Source organism: Colwellia sp. C2M11 (assembly GCF_018860915.1).
Taxonomy (GTDB): Bacteria; Pseudomonadota; Gammaproteobacteria; order Enterobacterales; family Alteromonadaceae; genus Colwellia.
On the sequence record NZ_JAHKQD010000021.1, the window covers coordinates 40,500 to 59,394 of the forward strand.

The following is an 18,895-nucleotide window of genomic DNA, read 5'->3' on the forward strand; positions in this document are numbered from 1 at the left end:
AAATAAATGCCTTGTATTTGACAATTTTTTCTATGTATAAAATTGTAACCTAATGAATGAAACTGGTATTATTGATATATAATTTCGAGCAATTACATATTTTGATTAGCATAAGCGCGCCAGCCGCCTAAATGCGTAATATCAGTAGCAGATTCGATTGCGTACCCTTCACAAATAAAGCTAGTTATCCAACTACCATCGTCTAGTTCAACTTTACCTAATCCTAATGGTTGCCCTATTCCCTGTAAAAAACTCCCAACAGTACTTACCGGTATACGCCACACTTCAACGTCAATGGCGGTTCCGTCTTCTGCTACTCGAATTAAACCTGGGCGAAAAGGAGGACCACCTGCTAATGCGTAAAAACGATAATCCGCAGAGGTTTTACAACTTTTCACTAAGTAGCCACCACGCTCTGTTAATTGGTGATTCAGTGGAAAACCAGTTAAATGTGCGCCACAAACAGCAATATCAACTTGCTCTACATTTGCATCACTTAAAACTGTACTACTTACTTTACTTAGAGCTTGCTGCGTCGCTCCTAAGGTAAAGTTATTCAGTTGTTGTACTTTAGCGCCAGCGCTCAATAGTAAACGGTCGCTAAACGCAGGGCCAAATAAGGTAATACCAAACGGTAATCCTGATGCTAAAAAGCCGGCAGGCACAGCAATTGCGGCATAATCCAATAAATTCATAAAGTTGGTGTAATAGCCTAAATTAGAATTTAGCTGAATAGGATCGGCTTCAAGTTCCGCTATAGTATAAATAGTGCCAGCAGTTGGCGTGACAATACAATCTAATTCAGCAAGGATGGCATCACATTCCACTTTGAAAGCCTGTAATTTATACATTGCTTTAAAAGCACTTACCGCAGAATGTTTAGTTGCACCACCAATGATGGTTTCAATAACAGGTAAACATTGTTTAGGGTCGTTAACAAAAAATTCTTCAATAGCAGCGTAACGCTCTGCAACCCAAGGACCTTCATACAGCAGTTTCGCGGCATCTAAAAACGGTTGAAAGTTAATAGTAACTACTTCTGCGCCAGCTTGTTTTAGCTGCTCAACGCTATTCGCAAATAAGGCTTGTGCACTTTCGTCACCAAAAAAGGCAAGCTGCTCTTGTTCTGGCACACCAATTTTTAATGACGCAAGACCTGACGCTGGTTGATAAACCGCATCAGCGCCCAGGTTGAGTCTAGAGTAGCAGTCGCTCATATCTTGTTTTGCCGCAATCGTTAATAGTTCATTTAACTCATCAACCGTATTAGCAAAAAAGGTAACGCAATCTAAACTTTTACAAGCAGGCACCACACCAGTACAACTCAACAAACCTTTTGTCGCCTTTAACCCCACAATGTTATTAAGCGCTGCAGGTACACGGCCTGAGCCTGCAGTATCGGTACCTAATGAAAAACTTACGTTACCGTTAGCAACGGCAACAGCACTACCCGAGCTTGAACCGCCTGAAATATATTCAGAATTAAAACTATTTTTTACTGCACCCCATGGGCTTCGAACCCCCACAAGCCCTGTAGCAAATTGGTCTAAATTAGTTTTACCTAATGGAATAGCACCCGCTGCCATTAACAATTGCACAACTTGCGCTGATTGCTCAGGCTGATAACGATACGCTTCACAGCCGGCAGTAGTCGGCAAAATGTTTAAATCAATATTATCTTTAATCGCAAAAGGTACGCCGTATAAAGGTAACTCGTCGAGCGACTTCTCGCTCAGTGCCGCTAACATTTCAGTTAACTGCTCATCTGAAACCGTCGCTAACCAAACATTATTTTGATCGTCTTTAGCTTGCTTTAATTTAGCGGTTAAAAAACTTTCAACGTTTAATTCACCACTACGGTAAGCATCTTGTAAAGCGCTAATGGTCATATTTTGTGTGATCATGTTGTTAGTATCAATCATTAGTTTTTCTCCAAAATCAATAAACGTTGTCCAGCGTGTACTTGCGCACCTTCTTTTTGAACTAAGCTTGCAACAGTACCTGCGGCAGGTGCTACTACTTCAATTTCCATTTTCATAGCTTCTAAAATTAATAACGGTTGTCCAGCTGTCACTTTTTCACCTGGCTTCACTAGAATCTTCCAAATATTACCCGCGACATGACTATCAACACCGCGTTGTTCGGCAGTTAAACTCACAACATCAGTTTCTACTTGAGTCATTTCGTCGGCAACAAAATTAGCTTGTCCTGATTCTTGCCATTGTTGACGCTCTGCTTCAAACGCTTTTTGCTGCTTGTCTTTAAAGGCAACAATTGACTCTTGGTTCTCACTCAAGCTTTCTTGGTATTGCGCTAAGCTAAAAGTTGTTTCTTCAATTTTTAATGGGTAATCACCACGTGGAAAATCATGACGAATTTGTGTCAATTCTTCACTACTTACGGAGTAAAATTTAATTTGGTCGAAGAAACGTAATAACCACGGTTTTTGAAATTCTGCTGTTTTACGGTAGCGGTTCCACATTTGTAAAGTACGACCAACAAACTGATAACCACCTGGGCCTTCCATACCATAAACACATAAATAAGCGCCACCAATGCCAACAGCATTTTCAGGAGTCCATGTACGTGCAGGGTTATATTTTGTGGTAACTAAACGATGACGAGGATCTAGCGGTGTTGCCACTGGCGCTCCTAAATAGACATCACCTAAGCCCATCACTAAGTAACTTGCGTTGAAAACAATTTCTTTTACTTCTTCAACCGAATCTAAGCCATTAATGCGACGAATAAATTCAATATTATCAGGACACCAAGGGGCGTCTTTACGCACTAATTCATCGTATTTTTTAATCGCTAAACGTGTTGCATAATCATCCCAAGATAAAGGAATATGCACAATACGTGATGGCACAGTTAATTGGCTTACATCCCCTAATGCCTGTTCCGCTTCTGCTAATAAGTCAAGCAACGTGGCTTGTGGTAGCAATAAATTATCGTAATGTATTTGTAGGGAACGAATACCTGGCGTTAATTCTTCAATACCAGCAATATTCATTTCTTGTAGTTTTAACATCAAGGCATGAACACGGAAACGTAAGGCAACGTCTAATACTTGCTCACCGTATTCAACTAATAAGTAGTCTTCACCACTGGCGCGGTAAACTACTTGCTCGTTTAACTCTGATTTATCAATTGTTTTGATAATAGCACTTTCAGGTAGTTCTGTTGGTGCTTTTTGTTCAACAAACTGAGCTGATTGTAATTGTTCAATTTGCTGTGTTTCTAACTGTTGCGCATCAAGAATAGAGACAGGTTGAAAACGAATGCTAGCACCCGCTTTTAACTGACCTACTTTCCATAAATCTGCTTTGATAATAGTAACGGGACAAACAAAACCACCTAAACTTGGGCCGTCAGGACCTAGGATAACTGGCATATCCCCAGTGAAATCAATGGTACCAACCGCATAAGCATTATCGTGAATGTTTGAAGGGTGTAATCCTGCTTCTCCACCATCATTACGTGCCCATTTAGGTTTTGGCCCCATTAAACGCACACCAGTACGGCTTGAGTTAAAGTGTACTTTCCACGTTGCATCAAAGAAGGCATCAATATCTTCAGGACAGAAGAAGTCTGGCGCACCATGTGGTCCGTAAATAACACGAATAGTCCATTCATCGGTAATATCAGGTAATAATGTTGAGCCTTGTGTTTCAGTACCTTCAAATGTGCATTCAGAAAAGTCTGCAATGCTTAATACATCACCCGTACGTAAAGCACGACCGGCATGACCACCAAATTGACCTAGCGTAAAGGTTGATTTACTGCCTAAATAATCTGGACATTGAATACCTTCTTGTACGGCTAGATAAGCACGTGAACCAGCCCCTTTAATATTACCCAGTGTTAAAGTTTGTCCTGCTTCCACGTTAATAACAACACCATTAGTCACACTAACGTTATCTAATTCCGCGTCTATTGTGGCACCGGCTAAAACAATACGTGTTGCACTGTTAAAGCGTAATGTTGGGCCACTAACAGTAATCTCTAAACCTGCAGCATCATCGGTATTACCTAATAAGGTATTCGCTAAACGAAAACTAACACTGTCCATTGGACCTGAGGGTGGTACACCGATATTCCAGTAACCTTTACGACCAGGGTAATCTTGAATAGTGGTTTGTGTACCACCAGCTAACACGTCAATTGAACAAGGTGAGTAAACAAAGCTATTTAATGTTTGTGTTAATAGCTCGGCATCTTCTACTACTTTACTGCTTAATAACTGGTGTAAATAATCTTTATTGGTTTCTATACCGTAAATTTCACTACGAATAAGTGCTTGTTTTAAGCCGGTAAGCGCTTGTTCACGTGTTTTACTATGACAAATAACTTTAGCTAACATAGGGTCAAAAAATGGTGACACTTCAGTGCCACTTTCTAACCAGTGATCAATACGTAATGTGCCTTGGTCAACTTCTGTTGCCCATTTAACATGACTAATTAAACCGGCGCTTGGTTGGAATGATTTATTCGCGTCTTCTGCATACATACGCACTTGAATAGCATGACCTTTAGCCACTAATGTTTTTTCAAGTTCAGCTAATGGCGCTAACTCTTTTGCCGCTAAGCATACCATCCAGTTAACAAGGTCAACGTTATATACTAACTCGGTTACACCGTGTTCAACTTGTAAGCGTGTATTTACTTCTAAGAAGTAGAATTTTTGATCTTGTTGGTCAAAAACAAACTCTACCGTACCTGCGTTACGATAATTAACCGAAGCGGCTAAACGGGTTGCTGTACTATGTAATTGTTGACGAACATCGTCGGCTAAATTAGGTGCTGGACACTCTTCAATTACTTTTTGGTTACGACGTTGTGCTGAGCAATCTCGTTCACCCAGAGCGATAGCATAACCTTCACCATCACCAAAAATTTGCACTTCAATATGGCGCGCTTGCACAATAAATTTTTCTAAAAATAATGCGCTGTTACTAAAGTTGTTTTCACTTAATCTTTTTACTGAATCATAAGCTTGGCTTAATTCTTCTGCGCTATTACAGCGCTGCATGCCAATACCACCGCCACCAGCAGTACTTTTAAGCATTACTGGGTAACCAATTTTTTCAGCACACGTTAATGCATCATTTAAATCTTCAAGTAGATCACTACCTGGTAATAACGGCACGTTAGCTTCTTCAGCAATTTCACGTGCTCTATGTTTAAGACCAAACTCAAGCATTTGTTCTGGTGTTGGCCCTAAAAATACTAAATCATTTTCTTCACATGCTCGAACAAACTCAACATTTTCACTTAAAAAACCGTAACCTGGGTGAATAGCCTGCGCGCCACATTCTTTGGCGATAGCGATAACTTTTTCGATATCAAGATACGTTTGTTTAGCGCCACCTTCGCCTAATGAATAAGCTTCGTCAGCTTGAGAAACATGCAGGCTATCTGCATCGGCTAGGCTATAAATAGAAACACTTTGAACCCCCATTTCTGATAGGGTACGGATAATACGACAAGCGATTGCGCCACGGTTGGCAATTAATACTTTAGTGAACATAATGATGACCTTTTAAAGGTTGGGTCGTCCCGAAAATAGTACTGAGCGTTTGGTAACAAGGTCGTCCTTGCTGGCTCGTAATGGCTGCTAAATAGTTTATTTACAGCACGTTATCTTTTAATTAATCCCAAATCAGCATTTCAACTGCGGTTGGATTATAAGCATTACAAGGGTTATTCAATTGAGGACAGTTCGACAATAAAACAATTACGTCCATTGCAGCTGTCATTTCTACATATTTACCCGCTCCGCTGATACCGTCAGCAAAACTTAAACCACCGTCACTACTTACAGGTACATTCATGAAGAAGTTAATGTTGTGGGTAATATCGCGTTTACTTAATCCGTATTGTGGGTTTTCGGCTACGGCTAATAACCAGCTATCGCGACAAGCATGCATACATTTTTTTTCTATCGCGTAACGCACTGTATTACTTTCGGTTGCACACGCACCACCTAATGTGTCGTGACGACCACAAGTATCGGCAGTAATTTCTAACATCACGTTACCGCCGTTAGAAAGCAATTTGCTTCCTGTCGTTAAGTACACATTACCTTGCTCACGGATAGTATCCATGGCGCTGTAACGCTCACTTGGGTCATTCGCGCTGTAAAATAATGTATCCGCCGCTTGGTTACCTTCTAAATCTAAAATACGTAGCGTTTGCCCTGCTTTAAGTACTTGCATGTAATAGTCACCGGCAAGGACAGTATCGCTGCGAGTCGCTTGCTCTGCTTTAAGTTGACTTGAAGTGATCATGATTATGCTCCTTGTATTTCAGTGTGATTAGCATGTGAGTGATGCGGGTGTTGGCAACTATGCATTAGATTTTGTTGAAAGTTATAACGACGGTTGTTTTCAAAACCGCGACCATTTTCATCGCTAGAATTTAAACATTTATCATCATCTGTCATTGCAGGAGCTTCGCTTAAAGCAATGCTCACAGGACGATTAGGATATTCGCTTGCGGGGTTCATTGGATGAGGGCATGTAGTGAATACCACTAGCGTTTCCATTTCAAAACGTAATTCTACGGTATCGCCGGCTTTACTGTGATTTGGAACAAAGCTTAAATCGCCATCGTCATTGGTTTTAACTTGGCTGAAAATATTGATGTTAGCCGCTAAGTCACGTTTGCCTAAACCATATTTAGCCACTTCAACTAATAAACTGTCGTGCCCGTTTTGCAACCAAGCATTACGGTCGCTTTGGTAATTTCTTTCACCCCATTTTTCTGCCACTTTTTGTTTATTAGCAACACCACCAACACTGTCAATCCAGTTGGTGTCATCACGCACAATTGAACAGAAAATACGACCCATATCTGAATACAAGCAATGGCCATGAGTTAGCTTAAACGTATGTTGGCACTTTAATGTATCAGGGGCGTTGTAACGCTCTAATAAGTTATGTGGGTTATAAAACAACATAGAAACATTAGCACCGCCTTCTATATCGGTAACAGCTAATACTTTGCCTGCAGGAATAACCATAGACCAATGGCTTGCACCTGGAATAGTGTCTTGATAAATCACGCCTTGTAGTGGTTTTTGTAACGAAATATCTTTACTCATGAGTGTTCTCCCGAACAGCATCTTTAGCTGTTGCTTCTTTTTCTATTAACGTCTGTATTGTTGATGGAATAGCCTGCGCTGAATTAAGCGCAATATCGTAAACAACTTGTGCGCCGTAACGCTCTGGCTGTTGTGGATCGATTCGCGGCTTATCTAATACCCAAACACGCGATCCAAGGCTAAAACCTTCCGACAAATCGTGAGTAATCATAAAAATGGTTAAACCACGCTTTTGCCATAACTCTCGTACCAGTTTATGCATGTCTTTACGAATGCCTGGATCCAGTGCACCAAAAGGCTCATCCAGTAATAAAATACGAGGCTCTTTAATCAGAGCTTGAGCAATAGCTAAACGCTGTTGCATACCACCAGATAACTCACTTGGGTATTTAGCAGCCGCATGACCTAAGCCAACGGCAGTTAACATCTCTAACGCTTTTTCTTTAATTTCTTTACGTTGTTTACCAAGCACTTTTCCGAAAAATGGAGCTTTGGCAAATTCGGCACCTAACATGACATTTTCTAAAGCATTAAGGTGCGGAAAAGCTGAATACTTTTGAAAAACAATACCGCGAGTTGCGTTAGGCTCTTTAGGCATAGGTTCGCCATCAAGTAAAACGTCCCCTCTACTGTGAGCTTCAGTACCTAATAACATATTTAATAACGTTGTTTTACCACAACCTGAGGCACCAACAATGCTAATAAATTCGCCCGCTTGTACGTTTAAGTTAAGTTTTTCAAGCACGATATGATCACCGTATTCTTTCCAAACTTGTTTAATTTCAATAATAGGCTCAACCGTATTTTTAATGAATGGATCTGTCATTATTCTTCTCCTCCTTTACCGTGGTACCAAGGAAAAGCGCGCTTTGAAATAAGTCGTAAAATGGTATCCATTAAAAAAGCTAATACCGCAATCCAAAGTACGTAAGGTAAGATTACGTCCATGGCTAAATAACGACGAATTAAAAAGATCCGATACCCTAAACCTTCTGTTGCGGCAATGGCTTCACCCGCAATCAAGAACAACCATGCACTACCTAAGGTTAAACGGACTGCGCTCAATAATGGTGGTAATACTTGTGGTAACACTACTCTAATCATTATTTGCCATGTATTAGCACCTAAGGTTTGTGCCTTAAGTAACTGCTCTGCAGGTAATGACTGTGTACGTAGTTGTAAATCACGAATTAAAATAGGACAAATACCAATGATAATTAGCATTACTTTAGATAATTCACCCAAACCAAAGACGATAAACAATATCGGTAATATCGCCATTGGTGGAATTAACGAAATAGCGGTAACCAAAGGAGAAAGTGTTGCTCTGAACAGCGGCAACATGCCATTAATAACCCCAAGAACTAAACCAATAAGTGCACTAATACCAACCCCAAAAAATAAGCGTTCTAAACTTGCCCCGGTATCAGCCCATAACAAATATTCGCCAGTACGTTTACTTGGTTCAAATGCCATACGCTGTACCGCATCAGCAAAACTTGACCATGAAGGTAATAATTTGTCACTTGGGTTTTCTAATAAGCGTGCATCAGATGCAACCGTATAAATAATTAACAAGAGAACAAAAGGTAATAAGTTTAAAATCAGTCGTACTGAACGACTGGGTTTACTATTCATTAAACGCATAACAATCAGCCTTATAGTTTATTGTCGATAGCCATTTGCATAAATGAAGGAGTAAAACGAAGTTTGATATTTTGTTTGTTACCATAAACGCCACTTGATGTTTCAATACCAATGAATGTAGCATCACTTGCACCCTCACCTAATAAGCCATGTTTAAATGAAAATTCTGCTACTTTACCCATGGTATTTTTAAGGTCAGCGCTGTTGTTAAACATTACGGCATCTTTAGCATTGAAGAACATTTTTGTTGAAGCTAATTGTGCATCGTATCCTGCTAAATCAGTGCCTGAAGCTTCTGCCATCATGGTACGTGCATCAATAGCTTTTTGATCGCTACCTTGCATAGTGGCCATAATTTCATACCAAGCACCTGTTAAGGCTTTACCTAATTTAGGGTTATCATTAAGTGTTTGTGTATTAACAACTAACAAGTCGATGATTTCACCAGGGATCATTGAAGAGTCAAATACTTTACTGGTATTTGGCATTGCGGTTATTTCACTTAATAATGGGTTCCAGGTAGTGACTGCCGTTACATCATCAGTAGTAAATGCGGCAACAAGGTCAGCATCCGAGGTATTTACAACACGTACATCACGTTCAGTTAGCGAGATAGTTTCTAGTGCACGAGCTAATAAATAATGAGAAACACTTAGTTCAACTAAGTTAATATTTTGTCCTTTAATATCAGCTAGTGTTTTTTTACCTTTAAGCACAACACCATCATTACCGTTAGAGAAATCACCAATAATTACCGCTGTAGAATCAACACCACTGGCTGCAGGAATAGTTAATGCATCCATATTAGTCATTACGGTTGCATCAAAACCACCAGCCGTATATTGGTTAATAGATTCGACATAATCATTAACCTGAACAACTTCAATGTTGATGTCATATTTGTCAGCCCATTTTTTTACAATGCCTGACGCATTACCATAATCCCAAGGCATCCAGCCGACATAAATAGTCCAAGCTAAACGGAAAGTAGGTTTTTCATCTGCTGCACTGGCTACTGAGTTAAACAAAACAACGCTGCAAAGAGCGCTAAGTGTGAGGAATTTAGAAACTGAGCTACGTAAATGTTTAATAATATTCATATCTTTATCCTTTAGTTACACATAGAAAGTATGAGAGACATTGCTCTAATCTTCTCCCGGGCTTTTATCCCTCCGTGTAACCTTCAAATAAAGGTCGACAACTCTCGGTCCAGTCGCTAAAAAGCCGGAACCCTAGATGTCTATTACCAAATTGTGATATTGATAAGTGACTTACCAATATCCCTCATACGAGTAACTAGAAAATAGCAAATATAATGCCAATTAAAAATATTCAACAATTACAGTGATATAGCAAGAAAAAACATTCTCAACTTTAGTAATAATGCACCATAAAGGGTAAATATCAGTTAAGCTTGATCCAAAATAGTGCTTAAATTCTATTTGTAGGTTTATTTAAGAAAGCGCTTTATTTCCTAAAAAAAGCACGTCCCTTTTATAAAAAGAAAGCTTTGTACATGATTAATTTTTAGGATGAATCAGTATCAAATGAATATATTGATGCTTGAAAGTATTTGAGAAGGCTTAACAGCAGCCCTTCATTGATTTATAACAGTTGTTTTTCTACTAAGAGATAAAAGGTAAATTGATTTATCAGCGAGATTACTTTGTTTAGAAAACGAACCAATTTAACTGTTAACTTTTCTTTTACGTACAAAGAAAAATAAGGCAATAGCGAACAAAATAATAACAAGATTAGCAACTATAACGGTAACAATGGTTTTCATACTATTTTCTTCATCTAGTTTTTGTTGCTGCGCTAATTTATCGGCAAGTTCAATTTGCTGTTCATCCACTGTATTCTCCTCTGGTATTTGCGTAATTTCCTTAGGAAATTCTTTAATATTAAAAGAAAAATCAGGTACAGCTAGACGAAACTCACGTCCTGTTATTGTGCGGCCAAAAGCACTCACAGTCACACGATGAATACCAGGTTCAGTGTAAGGGAAATCTTTAGTTCGAACGGTCGGGCTTTCTATATTTTCATTATCCGTAATAGAAAAGGGTCTTGTATGTCTATCAGGTGATGTTATCTTTCCTTGAAAAATTAAACTACTTGGATCGACATAAGTAGGGTCAATAGTCAAAACTAACTTATGTGCCATGGTATCATCTTCTGCAGGCACTACCGATAATTCAACTGGTGCTTCATGTAAAATAACAGGCTCATAACGAAGCTCTCTTGTCATTAATGGCAGCTTTATAACGAAAACAGGTTGCCATTCACCAGGAGCAAAATTCAACATGAATTCCCCCGTATAAATATTATCTCCCGCATACTCATCTAGACCACGACCATCATCGCTAAACGAGCTAACTTTAAGCGCATCGGCACCAAAGTTTGCATAATCTGAATTATTGGTACTAAAAAAGTTTACATCTAACTCAACAACCTCTTTAAACTCTGAAACCTCAATATTTCGATTGCCATTGTAAAGCTTACCAACAACTTTTATCGTTTCCCCTGACAATAAAACATTGGGAAAAGGTTCTATTTCAATTTTAACTTCTGACACAATTAATATCTTACTCTCAGGTAAAATATTACCAATTGCTTGCCAAGGACCAGGCATAGGTTTAGTAATTTTTACCATGTCAAAAGTCTTATCGTCGTACCATTTCACCGTATCAGGATCATGAACACTAGACCGTATCTTTTTACCGTCCGGTTGTACTAGAATTATAGACCTACTACCCTTCACTCTAAAAAATATGAGAGTTATTTCATCAAGCTCAGCATCAATATGAAAGCGATTATCGAAGTAAGGTATTTCATTAGTGATATTATCGCTTTGATAGAAATCTATTTCTCGTTTTGTTAGATTTTTTTCTTCACTATCAGTTAGATAACTATCTTTTTCTATAGCCTTTACGTCTGTTTTTTCTGCATTTTGCGCAACGGCATAATTAACATTCGTTAGTAACAGCAAACAAAATACTAATAGCTTGGTAATTTCCAAAGTGGCTCTCCCCCTTTTTGCTTAACAACGGCTAACCTTTCTTTATGTGCTTCTTTTTCATCGACCGTAGCAGCAATAACCTTTAATTTTTTTCTATCTTTACTAAGTCGTCTAATTTCTTTGGCATCACCACCACTATTATCACCAACAGAAAGGTTAAATGCTGATTGCTTTCGCGTCATTTCAATATACACAAAAGCAAGCAATTGAGCATCAATTAAAGCCCCGTGATAAGTACGATCAATAAGCTTATCAACTTTATAAAAACGGGCTAAATAATCTAAGGTTTTAGGTGATCCAAACTCGTCTTTCGACGTTTTCAAAGTATCGGTAATAGTACAAATATCTTCTGTCATAGGTACTTTATTACGAGAACGTTCGGCAAAATTCAATAAAGAAAATTCATGATCCATAAAGCCAACATCAAACTTAGCATTATGAATAACCAAGTTTGCACCGCGAATAAAATCTATGAACTCATCCACAACTTGAGAAAAAATAGGTTTATCATTTAAAAATTCATTTGTTAAACCATGGACATTAATTACCTCTTGCTCCATCACGAAGACTTCTCCGCGCGAATCCATCGGTTTTATATAGGCATGAAATGTTCGGCCAGTTAACTGTCGATTGATCATTTCTACACAGCCAATTTCAACAATTCTATGCCCTTCTCTTGGGTTGATACCCGTCGTTTCCGTATCAAGAATAATCAACCGCTCTTCTGTCTTAGCGTCGGCTCTTGTATCTTTATTAGTAGGGTTATTGCTTAAATTCACTATACATATCTCTAATTTTTTGATGAAGTTATTTTTCAGGTATTTTTTGTGGAAATTCTGATAGATTAATATTAAATCTGTCACTAGTATAACAAAGTAATATTAACGCTAACGTTATTACCGTTTGAAGTATAAGCCACTCTAAAGAAAATAATTGCCAATAAAAATAAGCAATAACATGGGTAAGTAAATCAAACAATAACGCAACGCTTAAAATTTTTCTGCAATGTCGCCAGCTTGTTTGCACCCAAGAACCGGCTTCTGGCCTGCGTAAACTAATGATCAATAAAACAAATAAACCGATAGCACCTGAAAACAAACTAAAATAAAATAGTGACTTTTCAGGGTATATCCAAGAGATGATACTCACTCTATCACGCATATTAGTCACTGACATCAACCAAACGAGATAACCTCGTAACAAAAATATTAGCACTAAATAAAATTTTTTTGATAATTTTAAGCAATCATAGCTGTCAAAATCACCTACCGAATAATGCTGATATTTTTTAGAAAAACTTTTATTCACCCCTTACCCTTATTTTGCATTTTGTTATCACGTTCAACTTTTAATAGTCTTTGTGCCGCGGTAATTGCTTTTACCGCTTTTGAATTAAATTCACGTGTATATAAAGTATAAACAACCCATATACTCATCAAAATAAGTAAAACAGGATGAAAAAACCAACACATTGCAGCAAGTGCAAAATAATATGAACGAAGCCCATAATTATAGGCGTGAGCAGCTTGGTCTTGTACTGTGGCCATTTGTTTTGCATAAGATTTTAGGTTTTCATTTTGACCTGAAACATCAATAGGAGCAGCACCCATCATCACATTAACAAAACCATATTGACGCATCGACCAAGTAAATTGGAAAAATGATAGAACAAAAATAAAAGCAAGCAAACTTAACTTTAATTGTATCATTAAATGGCTAGTATGATCGGCATAAGGCATGGATGAAATAACCATGTCTAAGGTTTCAATTTTTGCAAAAAGGGTTAATAAACCCGCTAAAATTAATAGAGTGCTCGAAGCAAAAAACGTTATATTTCGCTCTAAATTTGACAATAATGAAGCTTCACCAACTCTCATTTCTTTAGTAATAGCTTCGTGCATCCAGTGAATTCTATGCTGATGTAAGCTACGCGCTAAACAATCCGTACTTTTTGCTTTTTTACGAGCAAACCAACTGTAGCCAGACCAAGAGAGGATAAAGACAAACAAGGCAAAAACATCAATTATCGATAAGGGCATTTAAAACTCATAAAATAAAAATGAACTAACTTTAGCAATAGTAACTTTTTAGCTAAATACTGCAACACAATATCGATGATAATTACCTTTTTTCGAAGAAAATAAAGATATAACAATTAATTTCGCTATTAAAAAACGATCGTAAATACTCAAAATAAAGTAAACATTGTGTTAACGAATAAAATTTGTAACAATTTACCTCAAAATTTATACAGTTAAACTTAACTTGCTATAGAATATGAAAATTAATTAATAGCGATAGGGATATATTTAAAATAAATATAATATTTTAAATTCATAATAATAATAAATTTACGGATGATGTATGCAAAAGCTAAGTTATAATAACTTATTTGTGCTTTTTGTTGCTTGCTTGCTGATATTACCAATGTCAGCAGTACAAGCATTTAACACAAAAAAAGAAAGTGAAACAACAATTCAACCTTTAGATATCCCCTATTACGAAGGTAAAATTAATATTGATGGCAAACTCAATGATAATTTGTGGTTACATGCCCTTACTGTAGAATTAAACTTGGTAAATAGTCCATGGAATAATCTGCCTAGCCCAGTAAAAACGACCGCTAAACTGGTAGAAAATGGTGAATTTCTTTATATATCATTTCTCGCAATAGATCCTAATCCTGAAAAAATTCAGGCATTCTTAACCGATCGTGATAATGCTTGGTTTCATGATTTAGTCGGTATTAAACTTGATACCCACAATAATCGCCGCTTAAATTACGAATTCTTTGTCAACCCTTATGGCGTACAAAATGATGCTACCTTCAATGAAATTACTGGTGAAGGAAATACTTCCTGGGATGGACTTTGGTATTCCTTTGGCAAAATAACGAGTCAAGGTTATCAAGTAGAAATAGCGATTCCCTATAATATTTTAAATTTTAAAAATGATGGTCTAGAAAAAAAATGGGCGATTGAATTAGTAAGAACCTACCCAAGAGACACAAGTTTACGTATATCTCATGTTCCGCTTAATAGAGATAACCCTTGTTGGTTATGTCAATACCCAGAAGCAAAAGGCTTTAAAAATGCTCGCATCGGAAAAAATTTAAGGTTCACACCAACTCTTACAGCAACAAGAGATGAATTTCGTGATGTCTATTTAGCTAATGATGACCCAGCGAATGGTTGGACTACAAATGATGATATTGAAGCTGGTCTTGATTTACGCTGGGGAATTAATAGCAATAATTTATTAAATGCCACGATAAACCCTGATTTCTCTACCGTAGAAAGTGATAGCGGACAACTTAGCGTTAATACTAACTTTTCATTATATTATGAAGAAAAACGTGCTTTTTTCTTAGATAATAGCGACTATTTTAGTAGTGATTTCGATTTAATATATACGCGAAATATTGCTGATCCTGATTTTGGGGCTAAACTCACTGGGCGTATAGATAAGCACAGTTATGGTGTCTTTACCGCTAACGACACTGAAACGAATATACTACTGCCTGGCAATTTAAATTCTAGGTTAGTCACTCTCGATAAGAAAAATAATGCTAGTGCTTTACGTTATCGTTATGATTTTAATGAAAACTTAACTGTAGGCTCTATAGCAACATTTCGTTCTGCAGATAACTATCATAACTATGTTGCAGGAATTGATGCACGTTATCGTTTATCTGAATCAAATGCTATTAAAGCACAAGTATTAAGCTCTAACAGTGAATATTCTGACAGTATATTCTCAAATAAACCCACTAAATACGTTGAGCTAAATAATACCCGTTTAAAAGATCAAGCTTTTAAAATGAATTTTAATCACCATTCTGAATATTGGTTGTTAGACATAGAGCATCAAACTATCGGCGCAGACTTTCGTGCTGATTTAGGTTATATGCCCCAAACAGATATAAAAACAAATACAGCATTGTTAAAAAGGACTTTTTATTCCGATCAAGACAGTTACTGGCAAGAAGCTGGTCTGGCAGGCGAGTGGAAAATTGCTCATAATATAAATAATGAATTGATAGAGCGAGAGTTAACAGCAAGCTTTACGATTGATGGTCCTTTACAATCGATCTTAGAAGTCGATTTCATTCATGGTGAAAGAGTTGGACTTCGTTATGATAAGAGTATAGCCAATATTGATGGTAATACTTCCATGTTTAACGAAGATCAGCTGCAACTATATTCCAGTGCCAATATAAATAATCGTACTTATTTATCACTTAATATTATTGTTGGTGATAAAATTGATTATTCTAACGACCGTTTAGGTGACTTAATAGAAGCCACGGGTAATTTAACTGTTTTTATTACTGATCATTTAGAATTTGATTTTTACCAAACTTACAGTAAATTAGATGCCAAAGAAGATGATCATGATATTAATGTTTATATCGCCAATATTTCTGAACTACGCTTATCTTATCAATTTGATGTACTGAGTTACCTTAAATTCAGTTTAGTTTATGATAACATTGAATACTCAGGCTCTGAGAACATAAAAGCGTTATCTACTCAACTAATTTATGCTTATAAGCTCAACCCCCAAACTGTATTTTTCTTAGGTTATTCCGACAATAGCTATCAAGATCAAGATTTAACTAAGTTAACCCGAACTGATAGAACTTTTTTTACAAAAATCAGTTATGCTTGGGCTCCATGAATTTAATTAATCTAATATTGGCTTACGCGCTTTATTCAGGTCAATTACCACTGTTGCCGAAATTTTGTCATGAATAGCTTGTTTATTAGGATCCCAATAAATTTGAATAAAGCCTAATAACCCCGTAGCAAGACCGGCTCCATAACCACCGTATCGACCAAAACTATCCCATAAAGACAAAGGTGTACCATCTAACTGTATTACTTTAATTTTTAATAGTTTTTTACCTAATGTTTGACCTTTTCCTAAAGCAATGGATACGGTGAAATAAAACATAGCCCAACCAAAACCCAACCCGAGATCATTTATTATTCCTTTGAGCCATGCAATGAGAGAATAAGCTTGTCTATTCGTTTCTTTCTCTTCAAGAGTATCACCACTCATTAAACTTTCATCTCCTGCTAAAACAATGGCTACGTCTGTCTGAGCTTTATTAATAGGTTTGCTAGGTTGCTCTATTACTGAAGAGTCTTTTATTATTTTATTTTCTGAATTTTTAATCAACTCGCTTGGTTGCTGAAAAATTTCTTTATCATAACTCGTCTGCATAGCGGTAATTAATTGTTCTTTATCTTTTTTCGGTAAATCAATTTCTTGCACAATATCGGTAAATATTTCACTGAGTTCAGTGGGCGCTACATTTATCTCATTCTCAACGCTTACATTTGCAATATTAGCTGCTACTGCTGTTAACTCAACTTGCCAACATTCAATTTTTTTGCAATGACTATTATGTATTTTTTGCAGTGTAGACAATGTAATTGCGCCAATCGATAAAGACTGACTTAACGATAGCGAATTATTATCAACACTATCCTGATGTTGACCTTCTTCAATACCAACAAGTTTAAATAAAGCGGGTAACACACTCAGCAAAATAATAAACGCCATCGAGGCAGCAATAAAACGCATAGTAGCGCGACGTTTACGCCCTTTTGTTTTATTTTGATCTTGTGCTCTTTTTTTATTGCCTAAATAGTAAAGTGTGATTGCAATAGCAAGCGCTAACAATACGCCAGGTATATCACTTAATAAAGCCACTAAAAGTAAATCGATCAATAAAGCTACCCCTCGTTTTGTTGGTGTCGCTAGAGGTAAACCAAATAAAGAGTTATCCATCTTAAAAGCAAATGGCGTTAAGTATTGCTTAGTTTCTTTTTCCGATAACGCTGCAACATTATCAACAGACATATGTTCAACAGGTATAGTGCTATTTTCCAACAGGGTGATCCTTATTCCATTACTTTGAAACAATTAAGTTAATGCTTTGATACCTTGCCCTAAGCCAGCCAGCGTTAACGGATACATTTTACGTTCAACAAGTTGCTGCATTATTTGTATCGATGCATAATAAGGCCATTGTGGCTCTGGTTGAGGGTTTAGCCAAATCACTTTATTGAAGTGATCTGTTAACCTTTTCATCCACACACTACCGGCTTCTTCATTCCAATGTTCAACACTACCGCCAGGATATGTAATTTCATAAGGCCCCATAGTAGCATCTCCCACAAAAATGACTTTATAATCTCGACTATAGGTATGCAGTACTTGCAATAAATCTATTTTTTCACTTTGTCGACGATTATTATCACGCCAAACCGTTTCATAAAGGCAATTATGAAAATAGAAAAACTCTAAATGTTTAAACTCGCCATGTATTGCCGAAAAGAGTTGCTCACACACTTTAATGTGATCATCCATTGAACCACCAATATCAAAAAACATCAGAACCTTAATGGCATTATGGCGTTCAGGTTTCATTTTAATATCTAAATAGCCAGCATTACGTGCTGTCGCGGCAATAGTATCATCAAGAGCAAGTTCTTCACTGCTACCAGTGCGAGCAAATTGACGTAACTTACGTAACGCGACCTTAATATTTCGTGTGCCTATCTCAACATTTGCATCAAGGTTTTTAAATTGGCGTTTATCCCAAACTTTTGTCGCCTTACGATGTCGCGAGCTATCTTGCCCAATACGAACACCTTCAGGGTTATAGCCATAAGCACCAAAAGGAGAAGTACCACCAGTGCCTATCCATTTATTACCACCTTGATGACGCTTTTCTTGTTCTTTTAGCCGCTCAGCAAGCGTTTCCATCAGTTTATCTAAACCACCTAAAGCCGCTATTTTTGCTTTTTCTTCATCACTTAATTGTTTTTCAAACTGCTTTCTAAGCCATTCTTCTGGTATTTCAGACAAATCTAACTCTAATGACGCCACGCCTTTAAAATAATCAGCAAAAGCACGGTCAAATTTATCAAAATGCGCTTCATCTTTAACAAGAATAGTACGACTTACACTATAAAAATCATCAATACTAGCAAACACAACGCCTTGTTCTAACGCACGAAGCAAATCTAACAATTCACGTAATGTACAAGGCACTTTGTAGTCGCGTACTTTACAAAAGAAATCAATTAACATAAGAATTTCAGCCT

The 18,895-nt window shown here is 37.2% G+C and carries 14 protein-coding genes and 1 riboswitch; of the genes, 1 reads left to right on the plus strand and 13 read right to left on the minus strand.

From position 1 onward, the window contains the following. Positions 1-92: 92 nt before the first annotated feature. The 11 genes from atzF to KO509_RS07105 form a co-directional block, all read right to left on the minus strand. Positions 93-1,922 (minus strand): allophanate hydrolase, encoded by a 1,830-nt coding sequence (gene atzF / locus KO509_RS07055; protein WP_252727432.1) that lies wholly within the window; start codon positions 1,920-1,922, stop codon positions 93-95. Beyond that, positions 1,922-5,533 carry an urea carboxylase gene (uca, locus tag KO509_RS07060; RefSeq protein ID WP_215972587.1) on the minus strand — a complete coding sequence of 1,204 codons (3,612 nt, stop codon included), beginning with the start codon at positions 5,531-5,533 and terminating at the stop codon, positions 1,922-1,924. Before uca ends, atzF begins: the two co-directional genes overlap by 1 nt. A 121-nt stretch (positions 5,534-5,654) precedes the next feature. Then, positions 5,655-6,293: an urea amidolyase associated protein UAAP2 gene (locus tag KO509_RS07065; protein WP_215972588.1), complete on the minus strand. Its 639-nt coding sequence runs from the start codon at positions 6,291-6,293 to the stop codon at positions 5,655-5,657. A 2-nt stretch (positions 6,294-6,295) separates the two neighbouring features. Beyond that, on the minus strand, positions 6,296-7,108 hold the full coding sequence (locus KO509_RS07070) for an urea amidolyase associated protein UAAP1 (protein WP_215972589.1): 813 nt from the start codon (positions 7,106-7,108) through the stop codon (positions 6,296-6,298). Beyond that, entirely contained in the window at positions 7,101-7,934 is an 834-nt protein-coding gene (locus KO509_RS07075) for an ABC transporter ATP-binding protein (RefSeq protein WP_215972590.1), read from the minus strand. Before KO509_RS07075 ends, KO509_RS07070 begins: the two co-directional genes overlap by 8 nt. Further along, the gene (locus KO509_RS07080; RefSeq protein ID WP_252727433.1) at positions 7,934-8,746 is read right to left on the minus strand and encodes an ABC transporter permease subunit; all 813 of its coding nucleotides are present in this window, start codon (positions 8,744-8,746) and stop codon (positions 7,934-7,936) included. Before KO509_RS07080 ends, KO509_RS07075 begins: the two co-directional genes overlap by 1 nt. A gap of 20 nt (positions 8,747-8,766) precedes the next feature. Beyond that, positions 8,767-9,855, minus strand: coding sequence for a putative urea ABC transporter substrate-binding protein (locus tag KO509_RS07085; RefSeq protein WP_215972592.1), 1,089 nt, complete (start codon positions 9,853-9,855; stop codon positions 8,767-8,769). 51 nt (positions 9,856-9,906) lie between these two features. Next, a riboswitch (guanidine-I (ykkC/yxkD leader) is annotated at positions 9,907-10,002 on the minus strand. A gap of 440 nt (positions 10,003-10,442) precedes the next feature. Next, complete coding sequence (locus KO509_RS07090) at positions 10,443-11,774, minus strand: TIGR03503 family protein (RefSeq protein WP_215972593.1); 1,332 nt, start codon at positions 11,772-11,774, stop codon at positions 10,443-10,445. Beyond that, on the minus strand, positions 11,753-12,553 hold the full coding sequence (dnaQ, locus tag KO509_RS07095) for a DNA polymerase III subunit epsilon (protein WP_215972594.1): 801 nt from the start codon (positions 12,551-12,553) through the stop codon (positions 11,753-11,755). The genes KO509_RS07090 and dnaQ overlap by 22 nt, the downstream gene beginning before the upstream one ends. Before the next feature lie 28 nt (positions 12,554-12,581). Next, on the minus strand, positions 12,582-13,082 hold the full coding sequence (locus KO509_RS07100; RefSeq protein WP_215972595.1) for a DUF2919 family protein: 501 nt from the start codon (positions 13,080-13,082) through the stop codon (positions 12,582-12,584). After that, a complete protein-coding gene (locus KO509_RS07105; protein ID WP_215972596.1) occupies positions 13,079-13,813 on the minus strand; it encodes a DUF599 domain-containing protein in 735 nt (244 codons plus the stop codon). Before KO509_RS07105 ends, KO509_RS07100 begins: the two co-directional genes overlap by 4 nt. Before the next feature lie 325 nt (positions 13,814-14,138). Here KO509_RS07105 and KO509_RS07110 point away from each other — a divergent pair, with 325 nt between their 5' ends. Continuing rightward, on the plus strand, positions 14,139-16,454 hold the full coding sequence (locus KO509_RS07110; protein WP_215972597.1) for a carbohydrate binding family 9 domain-containing protein: 2,316 nt from the start codon (positions 14,139-14,141) through the stop codon (positions 16,452-16,454). Between the two features lie 6 nt (positions 16,455-16,460). Here the strand turns inward: KO509_RS07110 and KO509_RS07115 are convergent, their stop codons facing one another. Then, positions 16,461-17,675: an RDD family protein gene (locus tag KO509_RS07115; RefSeq protein WP_252727434.1), complete on the minus strand. Its 1,215-nt coding sequence runs from the start codon at positions 17,673-17,675 to the stop codon at positions 16,461-16,463. Positions 17,676-17,708: 33 nt separating this feature from the next. Then, positions 17,709-18,881: a VWA domain-containing protein gene (locus KO509_RS07120; RefSeq protein ID WP_215972598.1), complete on the minus strand. Its 1,173-nt coding sequence runs from the start codon at positions 18,879-18,881 to the stop codon at positions 17,709-17,711. Positions 18,882-18,895 lie beyond the last annotated feature (14 nt).